This is a genomic window from Pyrodictium delaneyi, assembly GCF_001412615.1.
GTDB classification, from domain to species: Archaea; Thermoproteota; Thermoprotei_A; order Sulfolobales; family Pyrodictiaceae; genus Pyrodictium; species Pyrodictium delaneyi.
In genome coordinates, this window is the sequence record NZ_CP013011.1 from 1,007,035 (window position 1) to 1,023,401 (window position 16,367).

Here is a 16,367-nt window from a genome sequence, read left to right on the forward strand (position 1 = left end):
TAAGCGGTAGTAAGACACTCTGTGGCTAGGCTTTTAGCTCATGGGTTTCTTGCCAACCACGCCTAGTACCACGAAATGCACCGTCTTCGCTAGAGGTCTAGTCTCGCCGATGATTACTACGTCCCCAGGCTGTGCATTGATGCAGGGAGGGTTGTGTGCGTGTATACGGCTTCTCCTCTTCTCGTACCTCTTGTACTTTCTGTCATAGTACACATATTCGCGTTCGACAACAACCGTGTTCTTCATCTTGGCCTTTATGACGACGCCAGTTAGCACTAGCCCGCGGACTCTGACGCTACCATGCCATGGACATTTCGGGTCACTGCATGTCTTCTCGGGTGGGTTGACGCCAGGTATACCTACGTTTCTCACCCGCGCGGACAAGCCATCCGACCCCCTTGTACCGTTCTAGCCGCCTAAGACGCTCGGGCTGCACTCCCGGTATTTCTTCTCCTCGTACAACAACCCATGTGCCGCTGGGCAGTTGGACTAGGAATATAGCGTTTGCCTTAGAGACCCAGCTTGTGTCTCCAGTATTACGCCTCACGAGAAGACCGCGGCGAGTTTCGAGTTCTACAACTCCCTCGAGGCCACGGAGAGTCGGATCTGGATGGAGTAGAACATGGATTCTAAGGCCCACGAGGGTATGGAAAACTATATTCCACTCCGTGTGCTTCAAGCCTTGCTGCCTGCTCCACGCTGATTTGCAAGTTCTTCCTCACGCATAACAGTAAGGATCCTTGCAATGGTCTTTCTTATAGCGCGTATAGCGCCCGGGTTCTCGAGTGTACCGACAGCAGCCTTTAGACGTAGCTTTACTAGTTCTTCACGCAACTCCTCAAGCTTCTTTAGTCTCTCCTCGGCACTCATCTTTCTTATATCATCAGTCTTTATCATGTACTTGGTCACACGACCTCACCTCCTGAGAGGGATTGTCTAAGCGCCTAGCCAGCTTGTTCCTCTGCCTCTTCGGGCTTGGCCTCCTTTAGCTTCTCGGCCTCCGCAGCGCGCTGCCTCTCTAGCTCCTCTCGTATCTCCTCTATGAACTCTTTAGCCTCTTCAGGCTGCTTTATGCGTACATAGTCACTGGGCTTCGCTGGCTTCACTATCGTGACTTCTATACCGAATACACCGGGGTTTAGAGTTATGTGCATAACTGCTCTGTCGACCATATACTCTACCTGATTGCCAGTAGAGTAGACCTTGCCTATACGCACCTTCTCGTAGCGTGCTCTCTCTGTACGTAGCTTACCACTGATGATTATCTGGGCACCTATGGCTCCCGCGTTCATTATACGACGTGCCATCACGTTAGCTACACGGCGGTAGTACGCACCCCTCTCCAGGAACACAGCTATTCTAGATGCCACTACACGAGCGTTGAGGTCCGGGTTCTCTACACGGCGCACCGTTATCTGGGGATTCTGCAAGCCAAACTGCTGCTCGAATATAGCAGCAAGCTGCCTTATGGTCTCGCCTCTCCGGCCAATAATCATTGCCGGACGCTCAGCATCGATGAAAACCTTAGTGCCTAATGGGAACTGTATTATCTGTACGCCAGCATAGCCTGCACGATAGAATCTCTTGGCTAGGTATTCGTCTATCTTTGTCTGGGCTATCGACTTCTTTATGAAATGCTTCTTTATAAGTACCATGGTTACTCTTCCTCCGCCACAACTACCTCTATATGGCTGTACTTCTTGAACCTAGGGGTGGAGCGGCCGAAGGCGCGTGGCATCCACCTCTTAAGCACACGCCCCTTGTGAACAGCTATATGTACAATGCGCAGCTTCTCCGTGTCAAGCCCTTTGACCTCAGCGTTGTTGGCCACATTGTCAAGGAGCTTGAGCAGGATACGAGCAGCCTTGACCGGATAGCGGCCTATCGGCCACTTGTACCTAGCAGCGAGGCCACGGTGGTGAGCCTGCTTTCTAGCATACCTGCGCACAGGTATAGGCTCCTTACCAGCAGCAACACGCTCGAGAAACTTACGAGCCTCCTCCAGCCTCATACCACGTATGACACGAGCTAACTCGACAATCTTCTTGTACGATATGGGCGCATCCCATACCATAGCCTTAGCTGAACGCTCCTCGTCAACTCGTACTGAGTAATGCCATGTCGGCAACCCGAGGCCCACCTCTCTTGCTACAGCATCCCCAGGAGGCGCTCACAGCACTGCACGCCTAAATAAGTGAATAGAGCGCTACCGGATAGTATCTACGGAGCTGCCGGGGATGAGCGAGCTGACCTGCACAGAGCACACGCCGTGACGAGAAGACCATCTGTTGGCGACCCTCGATTCCTCTACTACACCGTAAGAAGTGAAAGTGTTAGGGAGGCCTGACGCCTAGGGGTGGAGCCTCCACGCGCTCACCGAGCCCCGAGCGACACGGGGCACTCGCGCGGGCCTGCTCCAGCCTAGTGTAGGATCAGACACCTCTATCAAGTCTTCTCTATATTCGCCCAAGATGCTCCAGTATCCCGACGACCTTTGGATAATGGATGGTGTTGGGGGATTACAATACAGTCTAGGAGGCACATTATACTATATACACTGAACAAGGATCAGAGTAGAAGTGTGTACCAAATATAGTGGGATACAATGGATATAGACGCCATCTTAAAACCATCGTATGGTGGTTAGAGTAGGCCTAGCCGTGCGGCCACATCAGTGGCGCTGTACTCCTTGGCCAGCTTAACGTAGGCTTTCTTCTCGCCACGGGGAGTTATTAGGGTGTTAACCTTCTCTACCTTGACTCCAAACGCTTGTTCAACCGCCCTCTTGATATCATGTTTAGTGGCCTTCCTATCTACTATGAATGTCAGCGTGTTCTGCTCCTCGATTAGTCTCAACGCTTTCTCGCTCTGTACCGGACGTATTATGATACTCCAGGCGCTCATTGTACGACACCCCCTTAGGCTAGTAGTATTCCATCAAACCTCTTAGATAGTTCACTCAGTGCGGACTTGCTAACTACTGTTAGTCTCCCAGGTACACCGCCAGGAGCAAGCTGTAGCACGTTGACATGCCAAGGGTCTGCTACATCTACACCAGGTAGGCTTGAGACAGCCCTTGCAAGTGGAGACTTGTGGTTGCTTAGTATGAAGAGTATACTCCGCGGTGTTATGTACCGCCTCCCGCGACGCTTACCCTTACCAGCGCGTATCCTTGTCCTCTCCTTTGCGCGCTCTATGTCGACCCAGACGCCTAGCTTCTCTAGGAGTGCACGTGCCTCGCGAACCCTGGTTATAGCTGTCTCAACCTCATCATCTATGACTATTGGGAGGACCTCTGCCGTGAACTTGTGGCCACGCTTTTCGACGAATTCCTTCCTAGCAGTAGCAGCCAGCGCCGAAGCTGTAGCAAGCTTCTTCTCCTTCTTGTTGATCTCCTCGTGTATCCTCTTCTCTACGCGAGGTGGGTGCGCCAGGTGACCGCCTACAGCAGAGTTTATGAAGGCTGCACGACCTAGGCCGGGGATGCGAGGCACTCTGGCAATACCTAAGCCTACTCCAAAGCTCCTAGCAGTCGTCCTCTTGCCAGCCATGGGGTCGCGGCCCTTAGGCTGGAGTCTCGCTGTGAACTCTGATAGGAATGCGCGTCTTATCAGGTCGACGCGTACCGGCAGCCCATAGACCTTGGGTAGCGCTACCTCGCCGCTCTTTTCGCCTGCAACGTTGAATACCGGGACGACTGGCGGCTCCGCCGCTAGTAGGAATACCATAGAGCCCACTTTACCTGCCATAGTATCGCACCCCAGGGGCTGCTGCCATGCTAAAGGGTTAATTGCCTTGCTTGCTCTGTAAGCTGATGTATGTTATCTTAGGTGCTGCCTCTGGGATCCAGCGTGGCCTCACTGGGTGGCGGAGTACTATCGGTCTCTTGGGTGTGCCTGGTATGCTTCCAGCCAGCATCACGTAAGTGCTCCTCACTATACCGTAGTGGAGGAAGCCTCCAGCAGGTGTTACCTCTAGACCATTCTCGCCTATCTTTATGATGCGCTTGTTGTACTCTGTTCTCCTGTGGAAGCCCATCTGGCCCGGCTGGGGTACCTCGCTCCACGAGAACGTCGTCGCGGGGCCTCTGCTACCGGGACCGCTGCGGCTACCCTTCCTGTGCTTGTGCCACTTGGGCAGCTCCTTTACACCAAACCTCTTTATCACGCCCTGGAAGCCCTTACCCCTGGTTACCGCTATTACGTCTACGAATTGACCCTCCTTGAAGACGTCTGTTATCTTGAGTGGGTTGCCGAGGAGTTTAACGGCATAGTTAAACCTCTCGTCTATGCTGTTCCCGCCACCTATCTTTATCTCTATGAGGTCTGGCTTCTTCTTGCTTAGACCGCCTACGAGCCTCGGTTGTGTAGCAGCTATTATTCTTACATCGTATACCTTTTCGAGTCTCTCTTCAAGCTTTTTGATCGCCTTCTCGGTATCAGGGAAGCGTAGCCGGGGTATCGCACGGTATATGTCGAGCTTATACTTCTCTATGAGGGTTTCAGGCTGAGCCCATGCCTCACCTAGAGTGTAGAGGCCTATGTTTGGATCGTAGCCGTATACACGGACGGCTGTGACTATCATCGGTGGTGCTTCAACAACCGTTACTGGCATGAATATCTCTCTACCCTGCGTAAGCGAGCCAGGCTCATCGTCTATCACGAATACGTGAGTCATTCCGGCCTTGTAGGCTAGGAATGCAAGCGGTAGAGGCGTCTCACTCTGAACCTCTGGCCACGTTTTGATCCTGGGGACTATGCTGGAAGCTCTCTTCCTAGGTCTTACAGCCAGGCTGCCTCTACGAGGCGCGTGCTTCTTTCTTGCGCCCACTAGACACCACCGCCGTCATGCCGGTACTAGAGTCTACCCCCGTCTCACGTGGGCTCCCCGGTTACTAGCTTTTAACCCTAAGCCTTCAATGACCTACTGCTCCAGGAACATGTTGTAGATTGCTAGTGTCGCTGCTAGAGCTTCTTCAACACGGACAGTACGTGTACCCTGATTCGGTATAGTATTGTATATCCTATCAAAGACCGCTTCGGGCTCTAAGCCCTCACTATTAGCTATCTCAAAAAGCCCTTTGTCGGGGGCTCCAAAGAATAACGCTATCCCGCCTCGGCTAGCGGCTTCCCTAGCATCTCTCACTGCCTTGTCCGCTGTTAGAACCTCGCCGAAACGGCTAGTGGCTACTCGGAGCAACCCGCTAGCAGTCTCTAGTGCTTCCCGGAGACCTCGTACTACGGTTATACTGAACCCTGTATAGATTCCTGCCTCGTCCTCCCTTAGTATGTGTAGCTTGGGAGGATTTAGCGACTCGATTCTAACGAGTACACGTTTACTACGCTTTAACCAGTGGGGTTTCGCACACTTAACATACTTGCCCAACCCAGCATCGAGCACCACTAGGCCACCAAGGTCGCGTACAACCAGCGCTTCGCGAATCTCGCCCACGTGAGGCCCGCCTACACCGTGCGTAGGCAGCTGTAGCGGCGGGAGGATACCAACATACCTTAGCTCCGGCTTGTATGGGTAAAGCTTTTTCTTCAAGTAGGGAGCCGTAAGCATATAGCCTATTATTTCCTCCATCAACTTAGCATGTTTCTCAGCATCATTTCTGTCAACATATACTATAAGCCGTGTAGCACGGAATACAGCTAGTATTCTTGCAAGGATACCAGTCTTAATAGTCTTTAACATCAAACCATGTTCTGTCGAAAGATAGGAGGCTGGCACTGCTACAGCTAGCTCAAGCCTCCTAGCTGAGGGTACACTACGGCTCTTCATCCCTAGTAGCCTCGAGCCAGGATGCTTCACCCGGAGCTAGAATTAAGCAAACATAATTGGCACCCATACGCATAAGGACTCGTCGCCGCGAGCTACGAACAACCACGGCCATATACACAGCGGCGAAGGCAGTGTAAAAACACATCACACTGGTATTAGATGTCTCACCGAAATCGGTGTGGTTACCGACGCCCCTTGCCACGACGCTGCTGTTGCTGCCTAGCCTGCTTGGCTGCGGCTTTTACCTCCTCCTTTGCCATGAATAGGCTTGTCCTCTGCCGGCCACCCATCCTCTACACCCCGCAAGGGACAGGGAAGAGGGCTAGGTACATTACTGCTACGCTTCCTCTCCCATATCCTGGGCCGGTGACGTGTTTGCCGAGTGCTGAGACATCGGACTGATTCAGTTGTGCTGAATATCCCCTTCTACTGAGGCCGTCATGTAGAATCTACGCAACCGTTGATCATTATATGGGGCTCAGACGGGTTCACCTCGTCACCGCATAGCCAGGAATGCTAGGCGTTTGCACCCCTCATCACAGCCCGTAGACGGAAGGGTAGGTCCTGATAAATATTGAGCAGCGCGGACGCCGCTAAACTAGGGCCTGGGGGACTTGGCTAGGCGAAGGCTACGGTTTAGCTGCTTATTCTGTGAGCACTGTTGCTATTTTAGTGCTGAGCACGAGATGCCAATAGTCTTCCCCTGGGAGAAGCGGGAACTAGAAAAAATAGCAGCGGAAATGAATATTAAGCTAGGGTTCAAACCATCGCAAGCCTTCATAGACGAGGACGGGGCATGTGTCGTAACACTCTATAAGTGGATCATACAAGGGTTCTGCCCGTTTTTTAATCGAGCCAGTAGGCATTGTATGATACACGAGGATAAACCGCTAGCGTGTAAGATGTATCCTCTGCTTGTAGAGCTTCCCTCTGGAAAGCTAATGGCCTCCGGTAAATGCGACTGGATAAAACAGCACGGACCAAAACTGATGGAGCATCTGTCTACACGCCCAGAGCTTATACCAGAACTATTCCCTAACGAGTTTGAGGCCGCAAAAAGAGTATTCATAGAGTTCATGACTATAAATTCATTTATAGAGAGACACGGGCTACGGCCAATGGACGTTAGTAAATTAAGTGAATGCGCAAGCGTTTACGACATAGACGAGTATATGGCGAGGTCTGAGTAGCCTTGGGGAAGGAGCGGCGCCTCGTTAGGATATTCTTCAACACATATTATACTGATGTAGCTGAGGCTGTTCTCAAGGAGCTTAAGAGCCTAGGCTACGAGGTAAAGGCTACTAATTCTAGAGTAGTCCCAGAGCTATACTACGTTGAGATAAATGTCGGCAATACCGATCCCAGAGATGTTGCAGAAAAAGTACGGGCCCTGCTAGAAGATACTAGGGAAAAACACAGAGGCCTTGTGTTCGGCATCAAAGTGTATAGTATCGATACGTCTTCATCATAGCCGGCTTCTCAGCTACTACTGGGGGCTAACTGCGGAGTATTCTACGCATAATGGATGGTATGTCCTGGGGAGTTCTTATGATGTAGAATCTTGTATAGGGCTTGATTCTGTTCAGCACTCTGGCGTCATGCTTTGGTGGAAGAACTATGGTTATTTGCCATCCTTTTAATCTTAGTTCACGGATCACCTCTTCGACAGTGGCATCGGTTGCTATGGTTTGTTTGAGATCACTTATGAGCACTATATGACGTGGTGTTGAGCCTTTAGCTGCTGAGCGCAGAGCATCAACTATGTTTGTGTAGCCTGAAAACCTCGTCGAGAGTATTAGGTCTACTACATGAAGTGGGTTGATGTGCTTTATGTTTCTGTATATTGTTATGTTTTCGTCGAATACTATGAGCTTTGATATGCTCGTGGCCAGCGCAGATGCTGCTAGAATCGTGTAGAGTGCGTATGACCGCATACTGCCGCTCTTATCGACGACCACTATGTATTGTCTTGTAGTGTGCTTGGTTATCCTGGTTAACGGGCTGGGGTTAAAGCGTACTATCTTTTCTAGGGTCTTGCGTATGTGAAGTCTTCCCTTGGTTTTGCTTAGACGGATTTTCCGAGACGGTCTTAGCCCGGTATTTCCACGAGATTCACGCCAGAGACTCCGCATAAGCATTATCGCGTAGCTTCGTACTCTCTTATTGTTTGCATCGTTATATATAGTGCTGAGTAGCTTTAGTGCCTCGAACACATCCATATTCTTTACAATGCTCTTAATGAGTGAATAGATGTCGCCACGTTCTGCGGCATCAATTAATTGCTTAAGCCGCGTTATCTCAGATTCTACTATTTGCGCTAAATCAATGTTTTCGTAATGGTCTTTTATTTTACTCCATTCTTCTACTGCACGTGTATACTCATATTCTGCATAGTCCAATAGGGCACGTGTATCGTCAACTAGACTTTTTGCGAGATACTTTTTCGCGGTAGCAAGCCTATTAAGGACTTCTAGGGCCTCGCTTTGGCTTGATCCTATACTACTTAGTAGGCTTATCTGGTTCCTATTGAGGATCTCTGTTACGACACCGCGTCGGGAAGCTTGCATACCTATAGCTTTGAGAGCTATTTCGACTGCACCCTCCTTATTGTACGTAGAGAGTTCAGCTACGACATCTAGTACTGCCTCTTTTCCAAAGTCTTTGACTGCCCTTTCTGCTAGCTTTGGGTTCTGCTCGAGTAGATAGCGCAAATGCTTCTTCTGGAGCAGTTTTTCTTTGCGTAGAATCTCGTAGATGCTTGATGCGTCGCTATAGTGTTCTCCTTTGTTTATCTTTTCCTCTATGGTCCTTGACACAATGTATCTTAGATGTTCATTCTTGCCAGCGTGCCGATAGAGTCTTGTTAGCTCGTCTATGCTGAGATCTTCGAGATCTATGTAGTTGAGTAGTTCAGTTCCCATTGACGCTACTATGCTACTGTTACGGGTTATGTTACGTCTTATTACATCCTTTATTGCATCTTTATAGTCTCTGTAGTGTCTTGCTAGCTGTTCTGCTATTCTACGCGCCTGGCTACTGTGTACGACATACTCGCCTTTTCGTCCTCTACGTATTATTCCTAGTAGCTTGAGTCTAGCGTATGCACTCTGTGCTTTCTCGCTAGTCAGTCTCCGATGGCGTATCTTTGAACCATATCGTAGTCCTAGTGCCTGCAGATCCTTATCTATTTCAGCCTCTATGTGTTTTGCAACATATGCTTGGCTGGGCTGACGCCGTTTTGTGATTTCTCTAACTATCTCATGTATTATGGCGCCTTCACGCATTCTCTTGGCGTATACAGATGAAAGAACGAACGCTATATCGTCTGGAGCAAGGGTTTTTGCACCGGATACCGCCATGTACAGTGCTAGTAGGCGGGCGGCCTCGACTACTTCAGCCGTTGATACGTGAAGCCCCCTCTTTCTCGCTTCTAGTGCAGTCTCGTAAGCAATCTGGTACATAGCTTGATCGCTGAGCTTATGGGTGTAGCCCGAATACTTTCTCGAGGGCCTCATCTACAATTTCCTCCTCTCCAACCCTCTTGTAGAGAACTATAGTTGCTGCATCTACGACTTCACTTACTGTCACTTGCTGTTTGCCACGCAAGGATGCTAACCTGCCAGCTATTCGGGACCATAGAACCGTGTCTGCAGGCCCCGGCTTATATGCAGCTTTTTGGCGTAGAAGGTTAACTACCTGTACCATTCCCTCGAGTATCTTAGGTTCTAGCTCGACATCTACATCGTATCTGAGCCGGATTATCTCTATCTCGACTTCAGGGGGCGGATAGTTGAATGGTATTCTTACAACTCTCCGTAGAAATGCATCACTTAGCTCGCTCTGAGCATAGTCCTCTGGGTTACTGGTGAATATTACTTGGAAACCCTCGCCTTTTGCGTAAAAAATCTTCCTGAGTTCAGGTACTATTATGCGACGTTTATCTATTATATCTAGGAGCATGTTTTGGAATTCTTCATTACTTCTCCTTATCTCGTCGACCAGTACACCAGCGTCGAGTATTAATGCTGCAAGCAGGGGGCGTGGTATGAAACTTTTCTCGTTAAACCCATACTTAAACGCCATGAGTGGGTGAAAGTCTCCAATAACCCTATATTCGTCATAGTTCTCACTACATGGTATGACAAGAGCTGGCTTGCCTGCCCATAGTGTTAGTATTGCTTCACCTATCTCCGTCTTTCCTGTACCTGGCGGCCCTTCGAAGAGCACTGGCCGCCCTGCAAGAAAAGCCGCTACTACTAACGTTACTAGCTTCTTATCTACAAGCAGTTTATACTCGGTTTTTAGGATTTCCATCATTTTATTAACGTTCCTAATTGGTTTTCGTTTATATTTACTCATTATCTCAGAATATATATTAACAACCTTCTCTTCAACACTTTCCATAGCGTTATCCGGGTTATTCTCTTCACCCATGCCAACCATTCCTACTATAGCCTCTACATCTAGACCCTCTTGACTCTCCACATTCTTTCTGTCCATTACTACACCCTTCATTACTATTCCCAGAAGGTGTAGGGGATAATTTACTACTCCACCAGGTTCTTTACATACCTTGGCCATTGTCTCCTCGGAGAACCCTAGGTCATATTTGATGCGCTTAATACTAATTATGGTCCGACTGTACCGCTATTAGATGTTATGTGCTTCCCTTTCATAGTATACTAAGTCGGGGTACGCTAGTTTGGGCAAGGCGAGAAGAAGTAAAGAGGACAATGTTATCTATAGTGTATGGATACGTCACGGTCCTGATACAATCCACTATGATATGGTATTCGAAGAAGATTGTATAAGACTTATCTATCTGGGTGAGTATTGGCAGCGTGTTAGACCTAGAACCGGACTACAACAGCGAGTAGACCTGTTTATATACTCGCTTAGGAAGCGACGCGAACGAAACATGGGAGAGGCTAGTCATGGATTTACTATTGATTATTGCAGCATAAAGAGCTACAATTTAGTTAGACCGCGTATCGCATCACCTCAAGGCGATGTAACCCCTGGTGTTCTAGAGCTGACGCTCCGGGACGGGAGACGCGTACGTATAGAGTTCTCACCTAAGGTCTATGAGGTTGTTAAGTCTGCTGTAAAGAGATATGTGATCAGGGGCATAGAGAAATGTAGGGATGGCGGCTAGCGCGTCCTAGGGCGATGAAGAGGGCCCGATAGACTGAAATGTGTTAGTGTGATGAAGGATCAACCGTCGGAGCCTTTGGATAACTTATTCACGAATCTTATGAATATGTAGTCCTTTGACGTTTCACCTACATATCTCCCATAATTTGGCAAACATGCTTTCATACTGTGTGCCTTCTTTAGGCTCGTGACTACTGCTGCAGTCTTAGTCACACGGTCTATCTCATTTATAGCCCTTAGTTTATCATCTACAAGGTCTATTACTGTGAACGATAAGGTATAGTCTATGCTTTTTACACGTAGCGGTATATTCTCAGCATCAGCCTCCACAAGTTCTGCAAGATGCCTTAAGTTGAGCATGCTTATGCGACTCTTTGCACGTTCTAACATCCCGGGCGATAGATCAAGACATATATACAATTTTACTTCAGCTAGTTTGCTTGTAGACTTTAGGTATTCCAGTAATAGCCCGGTTCCACAACCGTCATCTAATACTGTCCCACACACTCCGACAACATTTAGTGCCAACTTGTATTTTTCAAACTGCTCTTCCCGATAGAGCTCGTCGTATCCAGCGCTTGTCACGTTGTATTTCTCTCTTAGTACAGCCTTTCTACCCAATTATGCTCTCCCTACCAATACTCAACACTTACCCTATTACAGCACTCCCAACACTCTATAGTGTTCATCTTTGCCCGAGGATACACAAACAGATGACCTAGAAAATGTTTTCAGCACAAATACAGCATATGGCTAGGGATGTTATTGACTAAAGCACACTGTTTGTTAATGAAAATATTGCTTGTGATCATTTTGCGTAAAAACATACGGGAGCATATACAGCGCTACTTTAGGGCCACGTGTAAGCTGCTTCTTGTAGCCTTGAGTCCAGGCTCTCCGTGCTGTACCTGGCGGCATGTTGGGCTGAACTCACCTAGGTAATGGCCTATCATTTCAGGTGTTATGCGCACCGGCACGAATTCCTTTCCATTGTAGACCGCTATCGTCATTCCAATCATTTCTGGCAGTATTATCATGTCTCTCACATGTGTTTTTACTACGACTTTTTTGCCTTGTAGTATCTTCTGACGAGCCTTACGGATCTTCCAAAGGAGTCTACGCTGAGGGTCTGTTAGGCCTCTTAGTAAGCTTCTGCGCTGGCGAGCAGGTAGTAGCTTTATGAATGTGTCCATGGGCATTGAGAGTAGCTCTTCTAGGGTGTAGCCGCGGTAACGGAACTTTCTCCACTCTTGCGGCAGTGTCTCAAGCCACTTTTTCATTTCCTCATCTAATTGTGGTTTTACACGCTGCATCGTATACACCCAGGGTAGTGGGGATTGGTGACAAGTGGGGGTTTAACGCTACCTCTTCTTGCGGCCAGTCGAGCGCGCTGCTATGTGGCCGACCTTTCTGCCTGGTGGAGCATCTCTGGATACTGTTGTTGGGAAGCTTGGACTCTGGTGGCTACCACCACCATGTGGGTGGTTCACAGCGTTCATTGCTACACCGCGTACGCGTGGCCATACATGGGCCTTAGCCTTCCACTTGTAGTAGGCCGCACCAGCTTTGAGTAGGGGCTTCTCTAAGCGACCAGCACCTGCAACTATTCCTATAGTTGCTCTAGCATCATTAGGGACTTCTTTCACTTTCCCGCTGGGTAACTGTACTATAGTCTTATTACCGCTACGACCAAGTATGACAGCATAAGCCCCGGAAGAGCGGGCTAGCTTCCCACCATCACCAGGCCTTATCTCTATATTATATATCTGCGTACCCTCAGGTATCTTGCCTACTGGAAGTATGTTACCGTTAGCAGGTTTAGCATCCGGCCCGACCTCTATTATTTGGCCAACATACATACCTTCAGCTGCAGGGATCCAGAACTCCTCACCATTCTCGAGCACTACATGAGCTAGTGGAACCCAGCGGCCGGGATCATGCACTAGTTCCACTACGCGTCCTCTTAGAGTGGCTGGCGATAGAGGCGGGTATTTGGCCGGCGCTGGGTGTAACCACGGCTTACTGCGATATACTGGCGAGCCCTTACCTCTACGCTGTACTATCAAGCGCTTACCCATAGCGTAGCACCCGTCCCCAGTGCGTCGCCCCTGGTATACTCTGACTCTTAACTGTTATCGGTATAGGGAGTATCTTGAAAGGAATCGCTCTCTGCGCCTGCTGGTAGCGGAGAAGAGCTTCGCCAACACCTAGTCTACGAAGCACATCGAGATCCTCATACACGACACCACTATACCTACTGACATCTCTTATGTATACATCATCTACTGATCCGAACATAATCACATTGCTGATATTATTCCATACTTCAGAGCTATAGTCGCTTGGCTGTTGCGATGAAAGAACGAGACTAATATTGCTACTCCTGCCTTCACGAACTAACCTTCTAACAACATCACTGTTCTTAATTCTCCAAAACTCGTCTATTACAAGTACCGAACTCACACTATTGTTTCGAAGCACATCAAAGATGGTATCTAATATAGTTTCTAGCTGGATATACTTTTCATTCTCACTTAGATACGCCAAGTCTAATACCATAATACCGTGGAAGCTATCACTAAATAAGTTGGAGACAATTAAGTGATGATAACTATATCCATCCTCTACTACAACATGTTTTGCTAGTCTGGTCCCCTTCAAAAACCTCCAAACATCTCCCTTGGGATCTACCAACACTGCTTTTACGTCGTAAAGTAACGTAGCCAGTAATGCAACTAGGACTGCAAGGGTTGTCTTCCCCCTACCAGTTGGCCCCACAATTAAAGTATGTTGAGCACCCCTATTATCCCATAAAGGTAGCCCGACAAGTTTTCCCAACACCAGGTCGTGTCCGATAGGAACGGTTTTCACACCATCAAGGATCTTACCTAACATGCGTACATACTCCATCCAACTTAAACTCGAGCCTATAATGCTACTGAGTGATTGAATAATATTCCCACTATTGTTTTTTAAAAAACTCACACTTAGGCATTTACGTTTAGGTTTACAACCAAGTACGGCAAGCATATCAATAACACTATTGTAATTTTCTTCAATACTTTTTGTACTACCACATACTAGTATGTATAGTGCCGGCTTGACGGGATCATCATAAACCATAATGTTTTCATATATCTTCCTAAGCACCTCAAGTTTGTTTCTTGCACGCATATTGTTAGGATTGCGTTCTAGCTCAACCTCGTAGGATAGTATTTTGGACTCTAGAATCCTCGCAGCATAATTACCTCTAACATGTTTATAGAGTAGCATTATGCCACATATTCTTCTATCCAGTAACTTAGATTTGTTGCCCAGTAGCTTTGTGAAGCATGTCTCGTCGCCCTTAATCTCGATGAGTACGCCAAGAACGCCATCTGTTAGTTCCGAGACACAAAGAGTATTCACAACTTTATCTCTACCCTTTGTAAGCTTTACTAGCTTGTATAAATACGTAGCAATGGTACTTATAATCATGTAAATCACCAACTTAGAGTTCTTTTAACAATCATAAATAGAACAATATTTATCAATGATATCAGTATTATTGTTATATTTTTTGAATATAATCCCTCAATAACACCATATAATGATAATGCTAAAGCAATATGTAGAGACCTTCTGAATGTTATATTCGTTATAGCCTTTGTCTGCTTCATCCTAATTCACCTTTACTAAGGCTGATTAGTCGAATATTATGCGGGGCGACGATGCACCTATCAGCCTAGCAAAACTTATGGTCATCATAGACATTATGGTCAAGTATGAAAATACAGTTACAGGAAACGCGGTTCCGTAGACTATGTAGTACACTATCGCGTCCTCCATGGTCATGTTAGGGTAATTGTAGCCTTCACTTATTTCTAAATTATATGTATAGTTATCTATTCTTTTATTGAATTTAATGCTAAGTAATTTGATGCCGTCCGGTACTCTTAGACTGAAAATTATTGTCCTTACTTGCATACCCCTCCAAGGGTTCGTTAGTTCAACTACATTATATTCTTCGAAGAATTCTCTAGCCGGTGAAATCATGGTCATATTTGCCTTATCTGGGATAGTAATTGTCAACATTATCCATTTCGATTTAGGCTTACACTGTACATTTATCGTATAAACTGTCTGATGAATATCAGTTATATTGCAACTTCTGACTATCATTAAGCCTACCGGCTCTATAAAGATTGCATCGCTAACCGTGAAATCTAGCCTATACTCTGCCTCATCTAATTCATAAGTTAGTCTGGCGTCTTCCGGTATGTTAACTATCGATTTTTCTACTCCTAGGTTGTGACCAAGGTATTCAATCTCCACATGGTATTTGCCGCTTGGAAGCGCTTTTAGTGGCCTAGTTATGTAGTACCCGCCATCCTCATGTATTACGAATCTATATATTCCATTGTTGCCTATATCTATGAATTTTACTAGCCCTGTAACCGGTCTATACCCATATTTGTCTCTTACAATACCCCACATGTGTACCAGTGCTATAGACTCTGTATAGTTATGAACAAATACTTCGCTCAAATAGCTCGTAGCAAGACTACCATATATCAAGGATATCCAATATGGCAAGAATGGTAGCATTACATTACCTACTATTATAAAGGCGAGAAGCGACGCACCAGCATTCCTACCTATCCTAAAGGGTATTGCCATAAGTGCTATACCGAGAGCAGCCAGTTTAGCTTTAGCAGCTGAAAGTATACTGGCTATTACTATGACTGTTGCTGCAGCTGTTAACATGCCATAGTGTACTAACATCATAGGTAACATGTATATGCTAAAGAACTTCCCAATTATACTGTGCACTGATGACAGTACACCAACAGTTAAACGTGTGATATATTCCATCATTATTATGGCTTTCATTCGCACTTGCATATATGATACTATACTTTCTACCGTGTGTCCACTCATGCTCGCTATGGCGTCAGAAAATTTCAGCATAGCAGTGAATAAGGTGATTAATATACTAGCCCATAGACCGTCTTGTATAAGTAGCGGCGCCCAACGCTTTACGCTACGTAACGGTATTGGAAGCATGTATACAAGTACACCAATGTAGTATGTCAGTACAGCAAGCTGAGCCGCTATGAGCAGAAAGTATGACACAAGCTGCACGACTTAGCACCCTAGGCTTATGCTGTACCGTTGTAGATGACTGGCGGTGGCGACGCAACGGAGCTAACAATATAGGATACCAGTGCAAATATCGAAGAACCGAGAGCGAGCCAAAATGCTGCCCATACAGCATCCTCTATGAGGTCTTGTCCGGCACGTTTTACTCTCATGAATGGTATGGGTGAGCCTTTTAGTAGCCAACCTATACTCCATGTCAGCAGAAACAGACCCCAGGCTATACTCATGACCTTTATGGTTAGAGAGTTTATGAACTCTATAATGTTCATAATTCCCCTTAAGATAAG

General features: G+C 47.2%; 21 protein-coding genes. 3 read left to right on the forward strand and 18 right to left on the reverse strand.

The genetic code is table 11. The features are described from left to right. Window positions 1-33 precede the first annotated feature (33 nt). The 9 genes from Pyrde_RS05165 to Pyrde_RS05205 form a co-directional block, all read right to left on the reverse strand. Window positions 34-384: a 30S ribosomal protein S17 gene (locus tag Pyrde_RS05165; RefSeq protein WP_055408789.1), complete on the reverse strand. Its 351-nt coding sequence runs from the start codon at window positions 382-384 to the stop codon at window positions 34-36. Further along, window positions 320-679, reverse strand: coding sequence for a ribonuclease P protein component 1 (locus Pyrde_RS05170; RefSeq protein ID WP_055408791.1), 360 nt, complete (start codon window positions 677-679; stop codon window positions 320-322). The genes Pyrde_RS05165 and Pyrde_RS05170 overlap by 65 nt, the downstream gene beginning before the upstream one ends. Further along, window positions 676-894 carry a 50S ribosomal protein L29 gene (gene rpmC / locus Pyrde_RS05175; protein ID WP_082419660.1) on the reverse strand — a complete coding sequence of 73 codons (219 nt, stop codon included), beginning with the start codon at window positions 892-894 and terminating at the stop codon, window positions 676-678. The genes Pyrde_RS05170 and rpmC overlap by 4 nt, the downstream gene beginning before the upstream one ends. Before the next feature lie 50 nt (window positions 895-944). After that, window positions 945-1,655 carry a 30S ribosomal protein S3 gene (locus Pyrde_RS05180; RefSeq protein WP_055408793.1) on the reverse strand — a complete coding sequence of 237 codons (711 nt, stop codon included), beginning with the start codon at window positions 1,653-1,655 and terminating at the stop codon, window positions 945-947. Window positions 1,656-1,657: 2 nt separating this feature from the next. Continuing rightward, on the reverse strand, window positions 1,658-2,128 hold the full coding sequence (locus Pyrde_RS05185) for a 50S ribosomal protein L22 (protein ID WP_055408795.1): 471 nt from the start codon (window positions 2,126-2,128) through the stop codon (window positions 1,658-1,660). Window positions 2,129-2,643: 515 nt separating this feature from the next. After that, window positions 2,644-2,904 carry a 50S ribosomal protein L23 gene (locus Pyrde_RS05190; RefSeq protein ID WP_055408797.1) on the reverse strand — a complete coding sequence of 87 codons (261 nt, stop codon included), beginning with the start codon at window positions 2,902-2,904 and terminating at the stop codon, window positions 2,644-2,646. 14 nt (window positions 2,905-2,918) lie between these two features. Further along, window positions 2,919-3,749, reverse strand: coding sequence for a 50S ribosomal protein L4 (gene rpl4p / locus Pyrde_RS05195; protein WP_082419494.1), 831 nt, complete (start codon window positions 3,747-3,749; stop codon window positions 2,919-2,921). A 37-nt stretch (window positions 3,750-3,786) separates the two neighbouring features. Further along, a complete protein-coding gene (locus Pyrde_RS05200; RefSeq protein WP_055408799.1) occupies window positions 3,787-4,830 on the reverse strand; it encodes a 50S ribosomal protein L3 in 1,044 nt (347 codons plus the stop codon). Between the two features lie 93 nt (window positions 4,831-4,923). Further along, a complete protein-coding gene (locus tag Pyrde_RS05205) occupies window positions 4,924-5,784 on the reverse strand; it encodes a putative RNA uridine N3 methyltransferase (protein ID WP_082419661.1) in 861 nt (286 codons plus the stop codon). Between the two features lie 614 nt (window positions 5,785-6,398). Between Pyrde_RS05205 and Pyrde_RS05210 the strand changes: the two genes are divergently transcribed. After that, window positions 6,399-6,974: a YkgJ family cysteine cluster protein gene (locus tag Pyrde_RS05210; RefSeq protein WP_180385412.1), complete on the forward strand. Its 576-nt coding sequence runs from the start codon at window positions 6,399-6,401 to the stop codon at window positions 6,972-6,974. Window positions 6,975-6,976: 2 nt separating this feature from the next. Further along, window positions 6,977-7,255, forward strand: coding sequence for a hypothetical protein (locus tag Pyrde_RS05215; RefSeq protein ID WP_055408805.1), 279 nt, complete (start codon window positions 6,977-6,979; stop codon window positions 7,253-7,255). Window positions 7,256-7,280: 25 nt separating this feature from the next. Here Pyrde_RS05215 and Pyrde_RS05220 read toward each other — a convergent pair whose 3' ends face one another. After that, the gene (locus Pyrde_RS05220) at window positions 7,281-9,299 is read right to left on the reverse strand and encodes a VWA domain-containing protein (RefSeq protein ID WP_082419495.1); all 2,019 of its coding nucleotides are present in this window, start codon (window positions 9,297-9,299) and stop codon (window positions 7,281-7,283) included. Next, window positions 9,262-10,218 carry an AAA family ATPase gene (locus tag Pyrde_RS05225; protein WP_055410769.1) on the reverse strand — a complete coding sequence of 319 codons (957 nt, stop codon included), beginning with the start codon at window positions 10,216-10,218 and terminating at the stop codon, window positions 9,262-9,264. Before Pyrde_RS05225 ends, Pyrde_RS05220 begins: the two co-directional genes overlap by 38 nt. A gap of 268 nt (window positions 10,219-10,486) precedes the next feature. Between Pyrde_RS05225 and Pyrde_RS05230 the strand changes: the two genes are divergently transcribed. Next, on the forward strand, window positions 10,487-10,939 hold the full coding sequence (locus tag Pyrde_RS05230) for a hypothetical protein (RefSeq protein WP_055408809.1): 453 nt from the start codon (window positions 10,487-10,489) through the stop codon (window positions 10,937-10,939). A 59-nt stretch (window positions 10,940-10,998) separates the two neighbouring features. Here the strand turns inward: Pyrde_RS05230 and Pyrde_RS05235 are convergent, their stop codons facing one another. The 7 genes from Pyrde_RS05235 to cedA1 form a co-directional block, all read right to left on the reverse strand. Further along, window positions 10,999-11,523, reverse strand: a complete 525-nt coding sequence (locus tag Pyrde_RS05235) for a class I SAM-dependent methyltransferase (protein ID WP_197272640.1) — start codon at window positions 11,521-11,523, stop codon at window positions 10,999-11,001. A gap of 260 nt (window positions 11,524-11,783) precedes the next feature. Next, a complete protein-coding gene (locus tag Pyrde_RS05240; RefSeq protein WP_055410771.1) occupies window positions 11,784-12,218 on the reverse strand; it encodes a 30S ribosomal protein S19 in 435 nt (144 codons plus the stop codon). An 81-nt stretch (window positions 12,219-12,299) separates the two neighbouring features. Beyond that, window positions 12,300-13,016: a 50S ribosomal protein L2 gene (locus Pyrde_RS05245; protein WP_055408813.1), complete on the reverse strand. Its 717-nt coding sequence runs from the start codon at window positions 13,014-13,016 to the stop codon at window positions 12,300-12,302. Continuing rightward, window positions 13,009-14,415: an ATP-binding protein gene (locus Pyrde_RS05250; protein ID WP_143522011.1), complete on the reverse strand. Its 1,407-nt coding sequence runs from the start codon at window positions 14,413-14,415 to the stop codon at window positions 13,009-13,011. The genes Pyrde_RS05245 and Pyrde_RS05250 overlap by 8 nt, the downstream gene beginning before the upstream one ends. 5 nt (window positions 14,416-14,420) lie before the next feature. Next, window positions 14,421-14,597 carry a hypothetical protein gene (locus tag Pyrde_RS10640; protein WP_156328014.1) on the reverse strand — a complete coding sequence of 59 codons (177 nt, stop codon included), beginning with the start codon at window positions 14,595-14,597 and terminating at the stop codon, window positions 14,421-14,423. Window positions 14,598-14,622: 25 nt separating this feature from the next. Further along, window positions 14,623-16,062: a hypothetical protein gene (locus tag Pyrde_RS05255; protein WP_055408817.1), complete on the reverse strand. Its 1,440-nt coding sequence runs from the start codon at window positions 16,060-16,062 to the stop codon at window positions 14,623-14,625. Between the two features lie 17 nt (window positions 16,063-16,079). Continuing rightward, window positions 16,080-16,349, reverse strand: a complete 270-nt coding sequence (gene cedA1, locus Pyrde_RS05260; RefSeq protein ID WP_180385411.1) for a DNA import protein CedA1 — start codon at window positions 16,347-16,349, stop codon at window positions 16,080-16,082. Window positions 16,350-16,367: the final 18 nt, after the last annotated feature.

What these genes read in the sequence shown, in the direction of transcription:
- rpl4p (WP_082419494.1), bottom strand. Translation starts at nt 3,749, where the DNA reads ATGGCAGGTAAAGTGGGCTCTATGGTATTCCTACTAGCGGCGGAGCCG.
- Pyrde_RS05225 (WP_055410769.1), bottom strand. Translation starts at nt 10,218, where the DNA reads ATGGGTGAAGAGAATAACCCGGATAACGCTATGGAAAGTGTTGAAGAG.
- cedA1 (WP_180385411.1), bottom strand. Translation starts at nt 16,349, where the DNA reads ATGAACATTATAGAGTTCATAAACTCTCTAACCATAAAGGTCATGAGT.
- Pyrde_RS05205 (WP_082419661.1), bottom strand. Translation starts at nt 5,784, where the DNA reads ATGAAGAGCCGTAGTGTACCCTCAGCTAGGAGGCTTGAGCTAGCTGTA.
- Pyrde_RS05240 (WP_055410771.1), bottom strand. Translation starts at nt 12,218, where the DNA reads ATGAAAAAGTGGCTTGAGACACTGCCGCAAGAGTGGAGAAAGTTCCGT.
- Pyrde_RS05220 (WP_082419495.1), bottom strand. Translation starts at nt 9,299, where the DNA reads ATGAGGCCCTCGAGAAAGTATTCGGGCTACACCCATAAGCTCAGCGAT.
- Pyrde_RS05250 (WP_143522011.1), bottom strand. Translation starts at nt 14,415, where the DNA reads ATGATTATAAGTACCATTGCTACGTATTTATACAAGCTAGTAAAGCTT.
- Pyrde_RS05190 (WP_055408797.1), bottom strand. Translation starts at nt 2,904, where the DNA reads ATGAGCGCCTGGAGTATCATAATACGTCCGGTACAGAGCGAGAAAGCG.
- Pyrde_RS05180 (WP_055408793.1), bottom strand. Translation starts at nt 1,655, where the DNA reads ATGGTACTTATAAAGAAGCATTTCATAAAGAAGTCGATAGCCCAGACA.
- Pyrde_RS10640 (WP_156328014.1), bottom strand. Translation starts at nt 14,597, where the DNA reads ATGAAGCAGACAAAGGCTATAACGAATATAACATTCAGAAGGTCTCTA.
- Pyrde_RS05245 (WP_055408813.1), bottom strand. Translation starts at nt 13,016, where the DNA reads ATGGGTAAGCGCTTGATAGTACAGCGTAGAGGTAAGGGCTCGCCAGTA.